Origin of the sequence: Erwinia sp. MYb375, assembly GCF_037479175.1 — a bacterium.
GTDB classification, from domain to species: domain Bacteria; phylum Pseudomonadota; class Gammaproteobacteria; order Enterobacterales; family Enterobacteriaceae; genus Erwinia; species Erwinia rhapontici.
Genome location: NZ_JBBGZS010000014.1, coordinates 1 through 12,271, shown reverse-complemented (window position 1 = coordinate 12,271; position 12,271 = coordinate 1). Strand labels below are relative to the sequence as shown.

Below are 12,271 nucleotides of genomic sequence, written 5' to 3'. Positions count from 1 at the left end.
GAGGCGAGCCATGCTGGATAAAATTGTAATTGCTAACCGTGGTGAAATCGCGCTGCGAATTCTCCGCGCCTGTAAAGAACTTGGCATCAAGACTGTGGCAGTGCACTCCACTGCGGACCGCGATCTGAAGCATGTACTGCTGGCAGATGAAACGGTCTGTATTGGTCCGCCACCGTCTGTGAAAAGCTACCTGAACATCCCGGCGCTGATTTCAGCCGCTGAGATCACCGGGTCTGTCGCTATCCACCCAGGCTATGGTTTCTTGTCTGAGAATGCTGACTTTGCCGAGCAGGTTGAACGCTCTGGCTTTATCTTTATCGGGCCGAAAGCAGAGACTATCCGCCTGATGGGCGATAAAGTGTCCGCGATCACCGCGATGAAGAAAGCGGGTGTTCCGACGGTGCCGGGCTCTGACGGCCCGTTAACCGAAGATATGGATAAAAACCGTGCCTTCGCGAAACGCATCGGCTATCCGGTCATTATCAAAGCCTCCGGCGGCGGCGGCGGTCGTGGTATGCGCGTTGTGCGCAACGACAAAGATCTGGAACAATCCATCAACATGACGAAAGCGGAAGCCAAAGCGGCTTTCAACAACGACATGGTTTACATGGAAAAATACCTGGAAAACCCGCGCCATATCGAAATTCAGATTTTGGCTGACGGTCAGGGCAACGCTATCTATCTGGCTGAACGTGACTGCTCAATGCAGCGCCGTCACCAGAAAGTCGTGGAAGAAGCGCCAGCGCCAGGTATCACTGAAGAGATGCGCCGTTACATCGGCGAGCGCTGCTCGAAAGCCTGTGTTGATATCGGCTATCGTGGCGCAGGCACCTTCGAGTTCCTGTATGAAAACGGTGAGTTCTACTTCATTGAGATGAACACCCGTATTCAGGTAGAGCACCCGGTGACGGAGATGATCACAGGCGTTGACCTGATTAAAGAGCAGCTACGTATTGCTGCCGGTCAGCCGCTGTCGATCAAACAGGAAGAAGTGATCATTCGCGGTCATGCGGTGGAATGCCGTATCAACGCTGAAGATGCCAACACCTTCCTGCCAAGCCCAGGCAAAATCACCCGCTTCCATGCACCTGGTGGATTTGGTGTGCGTTGGGAATCTCATATCTACGCCGGTTATAGCGTGCCGCCGTACTATGACTCAATGATTGGTAAGCTGATTACCTTCGGTGAAAACCGCGATGTGGCTATTTCACGCATGAAAAATGCGCTTGCAGAGCTGATCATCGACGGAATTAAGACCAACATCGAACTGCAGATGAAAATCATGTCGGATGAGAACTTCCAGCACGGTGGAACGAATATCCACTATCTGGAGAAAAAACTCGGCCTGCAAGAGAAGTAATTGGCACGGGTCAGACGTGCCTGACCTCTACGGGAGGGGCATACCCTATCGTAGGGGGCGGGCATGCCCGAGCCGCCAGCAGAGTTCGCTGTATGCAGAGGGGCCGATTATTCGGCCCCTTCTTATTTGGGGAAGAAACGCATGGAAAAACGTTTTATTCAGGCCCACCGTGAAGCGCGCTGGTCATTCTGGCTGGCGGTGGCTTATCTTGCCTGTTGGGCGCTGTCAGCCTGGCTACCGGACGATGTGCAAGGTGTCACCGGGCTGCCGCACTGGTTTGAAATCGCCTGCCTGCTGGTGCCTGGTTTGTTTATCTTTCTCTGCTGGCTGATGGTTCGCGTCATCTTCCGCGATATTCCTCTGGAGGATGACGGTGAAGCTTGACATTATTTTGCCTCTGATTGGCTACCTGTTACTGGTTGCCGGACTCTCTGTATACGCCATGCGTCAGCGCCGTGAGGGCAGCTTCCTGAGTGAATACTTCCTCGGCAGCCGTTCAATGGGTGGCTTCGTGCTGGCCATGACACTGACCACCACCTATATCAGCGCCAGCTCGTTTATTGGTGGCCCAGGCGCCGCCTATAAATACGGACTGGGCTGGGTGTTGCTGTCGATGGTGCAGGTGCCTGCCGTCTGGCTGTCGCTGGGGATTTTGGGTAAGAAGTTTGCCATTCTGGCACGGCGTTATAATGCCGTGACGCTTAACGATATGCTGTATGCACGCTACCGCAGCCCACTGCTGGTCTGGCTGGCAAGTATCAGCCTGCTGGTGGCATTTATTGGTGCCATGACCGTGCAGTTCATCGGCGGTGCGCGTCTGTTGGAAACCGCTGCGGGGATCCCTTACGATACCGGACTGCTGATTTTTGGCATCTCCATCGCATTGTATACGGCGTTTGGTGGCTTCCGTGCCAGCGTCCTTAATGATGCGATGCAAGGCCTGGTGATGCTGGCAGGCACCTTCCTGCTGCTGTTCGCCGTGATCCATGCCGCTGGCGGGATGCATAAGGCCGTAGAAACCCTGCAGCATATTGATCCAAAGCTGGTGTCATCGACAGGTGTTGATAACATTCTGACCCCGACATTCCTTGCCTCTTTCTCTGTGCTGGTGTGCTTTGGCGTTATTGGTCTGCCACACACAGCGGTACGTTGCATCTCCTATAAAGACAGTAAAGCCGTACATCTGGCAATCCTGCTTGGCACCGTGGTCGTTGCCGTTCTGATGTTTGGTATGCATCTCGCAGGGGCTTTAGGACGCGCTGTGATCCCGGATTTACAGATCCCGGACCAGGTGATCCCAACGTTAATGATCCGCGTACTGCCACCACTGGCTGCCGGGATCTTTCTTGCGGCGCCGATGGCGGCGATCATGTCCACCATTAACGCACAGCTGCTACAATCGTCGGCAACGATCGTCAAAGATCTCTATCTGCGGATGCGACCGCATCAGCTGGATAATGAACCTCTGTTAAAGCGCTTATCCTCGCTGGTGACGCTGGTACTGGGGCTCCTGTTGCTGGTGGCGGCCTGGAATCCACCCGATATGATTATCTGGCTGAATCTGCTGGCCTTTGGCGGGCTGGAAGCCGTATTCCTCTGGCCGCTGGTGCTGGGGTTGTACTGGGAAAGAGCCAACGCGGCTGGCGCACTGAGCAGCATGGTCTCGGGTGCAGCCTGTTACACCCTGCTGGCCAGCCTGTCGCTGCAACCCTGGGGGTTCCACCCGATTGTTCCGGCGCTGTTACTCAGCCTGCTGGCCTTTATTATTGGCAACCGTTTTGGTCACTCTGACACCCTGCCGACGACTGCCCACACTCCGATTGAATGAAGAGATTATTATGCCTTGGATCCAAATGAAGCTTAATACCACCGGCGCTCAGGCTGAAGAGCTGGGTGATGCACTGATTGAAAATGGCGCCGTGTCGGTGACCTTCCAGGATACCCACGACAATCCGGTGTTTGAACCCTTACCGGGCGAAACGCGTCTGTGGGGCGATACCGATGTGATTGGCCTGTTTGATGCTGAAACCGAGATGCCCGATGTGATTGCCGGGCTGGAGCAGCATCCGCTGCTGGGCGCTGGTTTTCACCATAAGATTGAGCAGATCGAGGATAAAGACTGGGAACGTGAGTGGATGGATAACTTCCACCCGATGCGCTTCGGACAGCGCCTGTGGATCTGCCCAAGCTGGCGCGATGTGCCCGACCCTAGTGCGGTAAACGTGATGCTCGACCCGGGCCTGGCGTTTGGAACCGGCACCCACCCGACCACCGCACTTTGTCTCGCCTGGCTGGATGGCCTTGACCTGGAAGGTAAAACCGTGATCGATTTCGGCTGTGGTTCCGGCATTCTGGCGATTGCCGCTTTGAAACTGGGCGCTGCTGCCGCTATCGGTATTGACATCGATCCACAGGCAATTCAGGCCAGCCGTGACAATGCACAACGTAACGGCGTATCAGAACGTCTCTCGCTGTATCTGCCACACCAGCAACCAGACAACCTCATTGCTGATGTGGTGGTGGCGAATATCCTGGCAGGCCCACTGCGCGAGCTGGCCCCACTGATTAGCGTCCTACCTAAAACGGGCGGTCATCTTGGCCTTTCAGGCGTGCTGGCCAGTCAGGCTGACAGCGTATGTGAAGCTTACGCCGATACCTTTACCCTGGATCCCGTGGCAGAGAAAGAAGAGTGGTGTCGCATCACGGGTATTCGCCGATAAAATAACCGGCTGGTGCAGCCCGGATAAGCTGTGTCAGCCCGTTCATCACGTCATATGTCTCGAATAATGGGTCAACTGACGTGATTTATGTTGTTATCCTGGTCATAAAAAAAGAAAAATCTTTGTACACAATTTCGTCATATTTTTTTAATTCATTGTTTTATATCACTATAATATTAATTCCGTTGCCAGGTACGATGATTCCTTGATCCGCAACAGCGGATTGTTCAAAGTTTGGCCTTTCATCTTCCTGAAAAAATGCGTAATATACGCCGCCTTGCGGACACACTATGGTCACTTTTTTTTCATGCGCATAGGAAATCACCAGCTTCGTAATCGTTTGATTGCAGCCCCGATGGCCGGGATAACAGACAGGCCATTCAGGACCCTTTGCTATGCAATGGGCGCTGGTATGACTGTCTCCGAGATGATGTCGTCAAACCCTGAAGTCTGGGGTAGCGATAAGTCGCGGTTGCGTATGGTACACAGTGACGAACCTGGTATTCGTACCGTGCAAATTGCCGGTTGTGACCCGGAAGAAATGGCGGCAGCCGCGCGCATCAATGCAATATCAGGTGCGCAGGTGATCGACATTAATATGGGGTGTCCGGCCAAAAAAGTGAATCGCAAGATGGCAGGTTCGGCGCTGCTACAACACCCTGAGCTGGTGAAGTCTATCCTCTTAGCGGTGGTGAATGCAGTTGACGTACCGGTTACCTTAAAGATTCGCACTGGCTGGGATAGCGACAACCGCAACTGTGTAGAGATTGCCCAATTGGCTGAACGCTGCGGTATTCAGGCCCTGACAATTCACGGACGCACACGCGCGTGTTTGTTCAACGGCGAAGCTGAGTACGACAGCATTCGGACAGTTAAGCAGAACGTATCCATTCCGGTTATCGCGAATGGAGACATTACTGACCCGCATAAAGCCAGAGCCGTACTTGACTATACGGGGGCTGATGCCCTGATGATAGGACGGGCGGCTCAGGGAAGACCGTGGATCTTCCGGGAAATCCAGCACTATCTGGACACTGGGGAGCTGCTGGCACCGATGCCACTGGCTGAAGTAAAGCGCTTGCTCATCGGGCACTTACGGGAACTGCACGACTTTTATGGTCACCGCAAAGGATACCGTATTGCCCGGAAGCACGTCTCCTGGTATCTGCAGGAGCACGCCCCAAACGACCAGTTTCGGCGCACATTCAACGCCATAGAGGATGCCAGCGAACAGCTGGAGGCGTTGGAGGCATACTTCGAAAATCTTGCGTAATTAGAAATAAAGAGCTGACAGAACTATGTTCGAACAACGCGTAAATTCTGACGTACTGACCGTATCTACCGTGAATTCACAGGATCAGGTGACCCAAAAGCCACTTCGTGATTCGGTCAAACAGGCACTGAAGAACTATTTTGCTCAACTGAATGGTCAGGATGTAAATGATCTGTATGAGCTGGTACTGGCTGAAGTAGAACAGCCTCTGTTGGACATGGTGATGCAATACACCCGTGGCAACCAGACCCGTGCAGCCCTGATGATGGGCATCAACCGCGGTACACTACGTAAGAAACTGAAAAAATACGGCATGAACTAATAGCCCTGGCTATCATGTTGTTTCGAAAGCGCTTATCCCTCTTTAGGGCTAAGCGCTTTTTTATTGATAGTCGCATCATCCCTGACGCATACTATGAAGATGATTGCGGAGAATGGGTGAAGATCGACAAGCCTTTTCGCACAAGAATATTCCATCCCCCCTCTTCCTGTGTGCCGGATAACTTGTGTAAACTCACGTGTACTTGAAATTCCTTCGCAGGCCAGCCGCCCTCACCTTCTGAACGCAGTATGCAACATCTCCTGAATGTAAATTACTGCCAAAAATGAGCCGTGTCTAAACCTACGTACTGAATGGGTGTCTGAATGATTGTACCGCTACTGATTACCTTCATTATGCGTTACAGGTTCTCTGCCCTTAATGCTTAAATGAGTAAATATGAAGCCGTCACAAAAATTCCACAGGGGCTTTCTGCGCCCGCGCTATTGGCTGACCTGGTTTGGTGTCAGTGTATTATTTCTTCTGGTACAGCTCCCTTATCCTGTATTGAACAAACTGGGCCTCTGGATGGGCCGTACCTCCATGCGCTTTATGAAACGCCGCGTCTCGATTGCCCGCCGTAACCTGGAGCTCTGTTTCCCGGATATCGACCCTGAGCAGCTTGAACGCCGTATCGTCGGAAATTTTGAATCTCTGGGAATGGGATTACTGGAAACCGGCATGGCCTGGTTCTGGTCCGATCGTCGAGTGAAACGTTGGTTCAGCGTTACCGGCCTGGAAAACCTGCAGGCTGCGCAGCGTGACAAGCGCGGGGCACTGATTATTGGCGTGCACTTTATGTCGCTGGAGCTGGGTGGACGCGCGATGGGTATCTGTCAGCCAATGATGGCGATGTATCGCCCGCACAATAACAAGCTGATGGAATGGATACAGACCAAAGGACGTATGCGTTCTAACAAGGCGATGATTAATCGCCGTGACCTGCGCGGCATGGTACAGGCGCTAAAACAGGGTGAAGCGGTGTGGTTTGCCCCTGACCAGGATTACGGTCCGAAGGGGAGCGTGTTTGCCCCCCTGTTCGCCGTGCCAGAGGCAGCGACGACCAGTGGCACCTGGATGCTGGCGCGTATGGCGAAACCTGCATTGATCACGGTGGTACTGATCCGCAAAGAAGACGGCAGCGGCTATGAACTGGTCATCCAGCCTGAACTCCAGAATTACCCGATCGAGAATGAACAGCTGGCAGCCGAGTATATGAACCGGGTAATTGAACGCGAGATTATGCGTGCGCCGAATCAGTATATGTGGCTGCATCGCCGCTTTAAAACCCGTCCTGCCGGTGCCAGTTCTCTCTATTAATCCTCTTTATCCTCTTTCTCTCTCACCAGCGCCCCAGGGCGCTGGTTTGCGCAAGACTATTTACATTTAAGTAACAAAAACTGACGCCGCCCTCACACTGCTTCCATATAGTGAAACTAATTGCACTATTTGTGACCATCATGGCTATTTTTGCCCCTTCCTGGTGCGCGATATTAATACTACTTGTAAGAAACTCCCCCTTATTAGCAACGCTTTTCAACAAATTCAGGGCTATGCAAATCTGGCATTACCTTTGCAAAGCAGTGAATGGCTTCGGCCACAGACAGGCAAAGTGCACCAAAGCGTGCGCTAAACATAACAAAACGAATTCGCCACACAGGATGCTTTATGAAAAAGATGATGCTCACGACGATGGTTGCTGCAGCTACGCTGTTTGCGGTTGCAAATCAGGCCCATGCTGGCACGACACTGGACGCCATTAAGAAGAAAGGCTTTGTACAGTGTGGTATCAGCGATGGCCTGCCAGGCTTCTCCTATGCGGATTCCAACGGTAAATTTACGGGTATTGATGTGGACGTTTGCCGTGCTGCCGCTGCAGCCGTGTTTGGTGATGCTGGAAAAGTAAAATATACCCCGCTGACTGCAAAAGAGCGTTTCACTGCGTTGCAGTCGGGTGAAGTCGACATCCTTTCTCGTAATACCACCTGGACCTCCTCCCGTGATGGCGGTATGGGCTTCATCTTCGCAGGCGTAAACTATTACGACGGTATCGGCTTCCTGACCCACCAAAAAGCCGGTCTGAAAAGCGCTAAAGAGCTGGACGGCGCCACAGTATGTATCCAGGCCGGTACGGATACCGAGCTGAATGTGGCCGACTACTTCAAAGCGAACAAAATGCAGTACACCCCGGTGACCTTCGACCGTTCTGATGAATCCGCTAAAGCACTCGATACCGGCCGTTGCGACACGCTCGCCTCTGACCAGTCTCAGCTTTACGCATTGCGTATCAAGCTGGGTAAACCCGATGAATTTATCGTTCTTCCTGAAGTGATCTCCAAAGAGCCTCTGGGTCCGGTTGTACGCCGCGGTGATGACGACTGGTACACCATCGTTAAATGGTCTCTGTACGCGATGCTGAATGCCGAAGAGATGGGAATTACCTCTAAGAATGTTGATCAGTTGACGGCGAAACCATCGACGCCAGATATGGCTCACCTGCTGGGCGCGGAAGGTGACTTCGGTAAAGACCTGAAGCTCGATAACAAATGGGCTTACAACATCATCAAGCAAGTGGGCAACTATCAGGAAGTTTTTGACCGTAACGTCGGTAAAGACAGCCAGCTGAAAATTGCTCGTGGTCAGAATGCCCTGTGGAACAATGGCGGCATTCAGTACGCACCACCAGTACGTTAACTCCCACGATTACAGGGCACCAGGCTTACTGGTGCCCACGCCAGAATGTTCGTCACTGAGGTCTCAACATGTCTCAACGCCCAACCGTAAAAAGGGATTTTTCATTCAGCAATCCTGCGGTGCGCGCCTGGCTTTACCAGATCATTGCGATCGTCGCGGTTCTGGCCGTTGCGGGTTATCTGATTCATAACACCATCATTAACCTGGCAAGCCGTGGCATTACTTCCGGTTTTGGTTTCCTTGAACGTAGCGCTGGCTTTGGTATCGTCCAGCATCTGATTGATTATACTGAAGGGGATACCTACGCTCGCGTGTTCCTGGTGGGTCTCACCAATACCCTACTGGTTTCTGCGCTGTGTATCGTCTTTGCTTCTTTCCTCGGCTTCTTTATTGGTTTGGCCCGCTTATCTGACAACTGGCTGCTGCGGAAAATATCTAATATTTATATTGAGACGTTCCGTAATATCCCGCCACTGTTGCAGATATTCTTCTGGTATTTTGCTGTGTTACGCAATTTGCCAGGACCTCGTCAGGCACTGAATGCCTTTGATCTCGCGTTTGTCAGCAACCGTGGGTTGTATATCCCGTGGCCTGAATATGCAGCGGGAACCGGCCCTTTCCTGATTGCCGTGCTACTGGCACTGGTCATCTCGTTCGGTCTGTTTCGTTATAACAAACAGCATCAGTTGAAAACAGGACAACTGCGCCGTACATGGCCTGCGGCTATCGTGATGCTGATTATGTTCCCACTGCTCACCTCGCTGCTAGCAGGCCGCCCAATGCACTGGGATATCCCGGAACTTAGTGGCTTCAACTATCGTGGTGGTTTCGTTCTGATCCCTGAACTGGCGGCGCTAACGCTGGCTCTGTCGATTTATACCTCTTCGTTTATTGCTGAAGTCATCCGTTCAGGGATTCAGTCTGTTCCGTACGGTCAGCATGAAGCTGCGCGTTCTCTCGGCTTACCCAATCCGGTCACGCTGCGTCAGGTCATTATCCCACAGGCAATGCGCGTGATTATTCCTCCGCTCACCAGCCAGTATCTCAATATTGTGAAAAACTCTTCGCTGGCAGCAGCGATTGGCTATCCCGATATGGTGTCGCTGTTTGCCGGTACGGTATTGAATCAGACGGGTCAGGCCATCGAGACGATCGCTATCACCATGGGTGTGTATCTCATCATCAGCCTGTCGATTTCGCTGTTAATGAATATCTATAACCGCAAAATTGCCCTCATTGAGCGCTAAGAGAACGGGATTATGACGACTGTTACCACTCATGACACGCCCACCGTACCAACCAGCACATTGTCACGTGCCGTGTTGTGGGCACGAAGAAATCTGTTCTCAAACCTGGGTAACTCACTGCTGACGCTGTTCTGCCTCTGGGTCATCTGGGCCGTTATCCCTCCGGCGCTGAACTGGCTGGTGTTCCAGGCTAACTGGATGGGTGAAACGCGCGCTGACTGTACGAAAGAAGGTGCATGTTGGGTGTTTATCCATGCGCGTTTTGGCCAGTTTATGTATGGATTGTATCCTCACGAATTGCGCTGGCGTATCAACCTTGCACTGGTGATCGGTCTGCTGTCGATTGTGCCGATGTTCCTGAAAAAACTGCCGCGCCGGGGCACTTATATCGCTGCCTGGGCTGTCATTTATCCCATTGTTGTCTGGTTCTTGCTGTATGGCGGCTATCTGGGGCTGGAGCGTGTCGAAACCCGTCAGTGGGGCGGACTGACCCTGACGCTGATTATCGCGTCTGTGGGGATCGCAGGTGCTTTACCTTTAGGCATACTGCTGGCGCTCGGCCGCCGTTCAAGCATGCCGGTGGTACGCACACTATGTGTACTTTTCATTGAGTTCTGGCGCGGTGTGCCGCTGATCACCGTACTATTTATGTCTTCGGTGATGTTGCCGCTGTTTATGGCTGAGGGCAGCTCTATCGATAAGCTCATTCGTGCGCTGGTCGGGGTGATTCTGTTCCAGTCGGCTTATGTGGCCGAAGTGGTTCGTGGTGGCCTGCAGGCGTTGCCGAAAGGGCAATATGAAGCCGCCGAATCACTGGCTTTAGGCTATTGGAAAACCCAGGGGCTGGTAATTCTGCCTCAGGCATTAAAGCTGGTTATTCCTGGACTCGTTAACACCATCATTGCTCTGTTTAAAGATACCAGCCTGGTGATCATCATCGGTCTGTTTGATCTCTTCAGCAGCGTGCAGCAGGCCACCGTCGACCCAGCCTGGCTGGGAATGTCCACCGAGGGTTATGTCTTTGCTGCTTTGGTCTACTGGATTTTTTGTTTCAGCATGTCGCGCTATAGCCAGTATCTGGAAAAGCGCTTCCACACCGGGCGTACACCGCACTGAGGTTTAAAATGACTCAAATTATTACCCAATCTGACGACGCGATGATGATTACGCTCGAAAATGTGAACAAATGGTACGGGCAGTTTCACGTACTGAAAGACATTAACCTGAAGGTTAAACCCCGTGAGCGCATCGTTCTCTGCGGCCCTTCCGGCTCCGGGAAATCGACAACGATCCGCTGTATTAATCATCTGGAAGAGCATCAAAAGGGGCGTATCGTCGTCGATGGTACGTTACTTAACGACGATCTTCGCAATATTGAACGTGTCCGTACCGAAGTCGGGATGGTGTTTCAACATTTCAATCTGTTCCCGCATCTGAGTGTTTTACAAAACTGTACTCTCGCGCCTATCTGGGTACGTAAAACCCCGAAGAAAGAGGCCGAAGAACTGGCGATGCATTATCTTGAGCGTGTACGTATTGTCGAGCATGCGCATAAATTTCCTGGGCAGCTTTCCGGTGGTCAGCAGCAGCGCGTTGCGATTGCACGTTCATTATGTATGAAGCCGAAAATTATGCTGTTCGATGAACCCACGTCCGCGCTCGATCCGGAGATGGTGAAGGAAGTGCTGGACACAATGATTGGTCTGGCAGAAGACGGGATGACGATGCTGTGTGTGACCCACGAAATGGGCTTCGCCCGTACCGTAGCAGACCGGGTGATCTTTATGGATCGTGGTGAGATAGTGGAGGAAGCACCTCCGCAGGAGTTCTTCGCTAATCCTAAGTCTGAACGCACCCGTGCCTTCTTGTCTCAGGTAATACACTGATTTATCGATATAAATAACGTCATCAAGCCCTGCCAACTTATCGGCGGGGCTTTTTTATGCCAAAAAAAAGCCCTATCGAAAGCATAGGGCTTATACGTTTATTCAATATCTGGCCATTGAGAAGCCGTGCCCTCTCCGGTTTAAGAGGCTGTAAACGCAAAAAACCCCGGCCTTTCGGTCGGGGTTATTGCTTTATTTGATGCCTGGCAGTTCCCTACTCTCGCATGGGGAGACCCCACACTACCATCGGCGCTACGGCGTTTCACTTCTGAGTTCGGCATGGGGTCAGGTGGGACCACCGCGCTAAAGCCGCCAGGCAAATTCTTGATTTACCGAACTCACGCTTTATTACTGGTGCTGATACCCAGAGTCGAACTGGGGACCTCACCCTTACCAAGGGTGCGCTCTACCAACTGAGCCATATCAGCACACTTAATTTTAAAGGGCGACACGTATGTCGCCCTTTATTGTTTGATGCCTGGCAGTTCCCTACTCTCGCATGGGGAGACCCCACACTACCATCGGCGCTACGGCGTTTCACTTCTGAGTTCGGCATGGGGTCAGGTGGGACCACCGCGCTAAAGCCGCCAGGCAAATTCTTTGTGCATGAAACGAATCTTTTTCACTGATGCAGCGTTGTCACCCTCCCGTCTCTCAGTCACATCACCCTTACCAAGGGTGCGCTCTACCAACTGAGCCATATCAGCACACTTAATTTTAAAGGGCGACACGTATGTCGCCCTTTATTGTTTGATGCCTGGCAGTTCCCTAC

At 52.3% G+C, this 12,271-nt stretch carries 11 protein-coding genes, 1 tRNA gene and 2 rRNA genes; 11 read left to right on the top strand and 3 right to left on the bottom strand.

The genetic code is table 11. The features are described 5' to 3' along the window. Positions 1 to 10: 10 nt before the first annotated feature. From accC to WH279_RS06545, 11 genes are all read left to right on the top strand, one after another. Positions 11 to 1,360 (top strand): acetyl-CoA carboxylase biotin carboxylase subunit, encoded by a 1,350-nt coding sequence (gene accC, locus WH279_RS06595; protein WP_200642694.1) that lies wholly within the window; start codon positions 11 to 13, stop codon positions 1,358 to 1,360. 141 nt (positions 1,361 to 1,501) lie between these two features. Then, entirely contained in the window at positions 1,502 to 1,744 is a 243-nt protein-coding gene (locus WH279_RS06590; protein ID WP_133844181.1) for a YhdT family protein, read from the top strand. Beyond that, positions 1,734 to 3,188, top strand: a complete 1,455-nt coding sequence (gene panF, locus WH279_RS06585; RefSeq protein ID WP_339455374.1) for a sodium/pantothenate symporter — start codon at positions 1,734 to 1,736, stop codon at positions 3,186 to 3,188. Before WH279_RS06590 ends, panF begins: the two co-directional genes overlap by 11 nt. A 10-nt stretch (positions 3,189 to 3,198) precedes the next feature. Further along, on the top strand, positions 3,199 to 4,080 hold the full coding sequence (gene prmA / locus WH279_RS06580; RefSeq protein ID WP_339455373.1) for a 50S ribosomal protein L11 methyltransferase: 882 nt from the start codon (positions 3,199 to 3,201) through the stop codon (positions 4,078 to 4,080). Between the two features lie 307 nt (positions 4,081 to 4,387). After that, positions 4,388 to 5,353, top strand: a complete 966-nt coding sequence (gene dusB / locus WH279_RS06575; RefSeq protein ID WP_200642828.1) for a tRNA dihydrouridine synthase DusB — start codon at positions 4,388 to 4,390, stop codon at positions 5,351 to 5,353. Between the two features lie 25 nt (positions 5,354 to 5,378). Then, complete coding sequence (fis, locus tag WH279_RS06570) at positions 5,379 to 5,675, top strand: DNA-binding transcriptional regulator Fis (protein WP_000462905.1); 297 nt, start codon at positions 5,379 to 5,381, stop codon at positions 5,673 to 5,675. 396 nt (positions 5,676 to 6,071) lie between these two features. Further along, positions 6,072 to 6,992: a kdo(2)-lipid IV(A) palmitoleoyltransferase gene (gene lpxP, locus WH279_RS06565; RefSeq protein ID WP_339455372.1), complete on the top strand. Its 921-nt coding sequence runs from the start codon at positions 6,072 to 6,074 to the stop codon at positions 6,990 to 6,992. 348 nt (positions 6,993 to 7,340) lie between these two features. Then, positions 7,341 to 8,366 carry an amino acid ABC transporter substrate-binding protein gene (locus tag WH279_RS06560; RefSeq protein ID WP_200642689.1) on the top strand — a complete coding sequence of 342 codons (1,026 nt, stop codon included), beginning with the start codon at positions 7,341 to 7,343 and terminating at the stop codon, positions 8,364 to 8,366. A gap of 68 nt (positions 8,367 to 8,434) precedes the next feature. Then, positions 8,435 to 9,613, top strand: coding sequence for an amino acid ABC transporter permease (locus tag WH279_RS06555; protein WP_339455371.1), 1,179 nt, complete (start codon positions 8,435 to 8,437; stop codon positions 9,611 to 9,613). Positions 9,614 to 9,625: 12 nt separating this feature from the next. Then, positions 9,626 to 10,729, top strand: a complete 1,104-nt coding sequence (locus tag WH279_RS06550) for an amino acid ABC transporter permease (RefSeq protein WP_339455370.1) — start codon at positions 9,626 to 9,628, stop codon at positions 10,727 to 10,729. Positions 10,730 to 10,737: 8 nt separating this feature from the next. After that, complete coding sequence (locus tag WH279_RS06545; protein ID WP_339455369.1) at positions 10,738 to 11,499, top strand: amino acid ABC transporter ATP-binding protein; 762 nt, start codon at positions 10,738 to 10,740, stop codon at positions 11,497 to 11,499. 201 nt (positions 11,500 to 11,700) lie between these two features. On the opposite strand, the gene rrf (WH279_RS06540) is transcribed toward WH279_RS06545, so the two are convergent. The 3 genes from rrf (WH279_RS06540) to rrf (WH279_RS06530) form a co-directional block, all read right to left on the bottom strand. Beyond that, positions 11,701 to 11,816: ribosomal RNA gene (gene rrf / locus WH279_RS06540) — 5S ribosomal RNA — on the bottom strand. Positions 11,817 to 11,851: 35 nt separating this feature from the next. Next, positions 11,852 to 11,927 (bottom strand) — tRNA-Thr (locus WH279_RS06535). A gap of 48 nt (positions 11,928 to 11,975) precedes the next feature. Continuing rightward, positions 11,976 to 12,091 (bottom strand): 5S ribosomal RNA (gene rrf / locus WH279_RS06530). Positions 12,092 to 12,271 lie beyond the last annotated feature (180 nt).

What these genes read in the sequence shown, in the direction of transcription:
- dusB (WP_200642828.1), top strand. Translation starts at nt 4,388, where the DNA reads ATGCGCATAGGAAATCACCAGCTTCGTAATCGTTTGATTGCAGCCCCG.
- fis (WP_000462905.1), top strand. Translation starts at nt 5,379, where the DNA reads ATGTTCGAACAACGCGTAAATTCTGACGTACTGACCGTATCTACCGTG.
- lpxP (WP_339455372.1), top strand. Translation starts at nt 6,072, where the DNA reads ATGAAGCCGTCACAAAAATTCCACAGGGGCTTTCTGCGCCCGCGCTAT.
- WH279_RS06545 (WP_339455369.1), top strand. Translation starts at nt 10,738, where the DNA reads ATGACTCAAATTATTACCCAATCTGACGACGCGATGATGATTACGCTC.
- accC (WP_200642694.1), top strand. Translation starts at nt 11, where the DNA reads ATGCTGGATAAAATTGTAATTGCTAACCGTGGTGAAATCGCGCTGCGA.
- WH279_RS06590 (WP_133844181.1), top strand. Translation starts at nt 1,502, where the DNA reads ATGGAAAAACGTTTTATTCAGGCCCACCGTGAAGCGCGCTGGTCATTC.
- WH279_RS06555 (WP_339455371.1), top strand. Translation starts at nt 8,435, where the DNA reads ATGTCTCAACGCCCAACCGTAAAAAGGGATTTTTCATTCAGCAATCCT.
- WH279_RS06560 (WP_200642689.1), top strand. Translation starts at nt 7,341, where the DNA reads ATGAAAAAGATGATGCTCACGACGATGGTTGCTGCAGCTACGCTGTTT.
- prmA (WP_339455373.1), top strand. Translation starts at nt 3,199, where the DNA reads ATGCCTTGGATCCAAATGAAGCTTAATACCACCGGCGCTCAGGCTGAA.
- WH279_RS06550 (WP_339455370.1), top strand. Translation starts at nt 9,626, where the DNA reads ATGACGACTGTTACCACTCATGACACGCCCACCGTACCAACCAGCACA.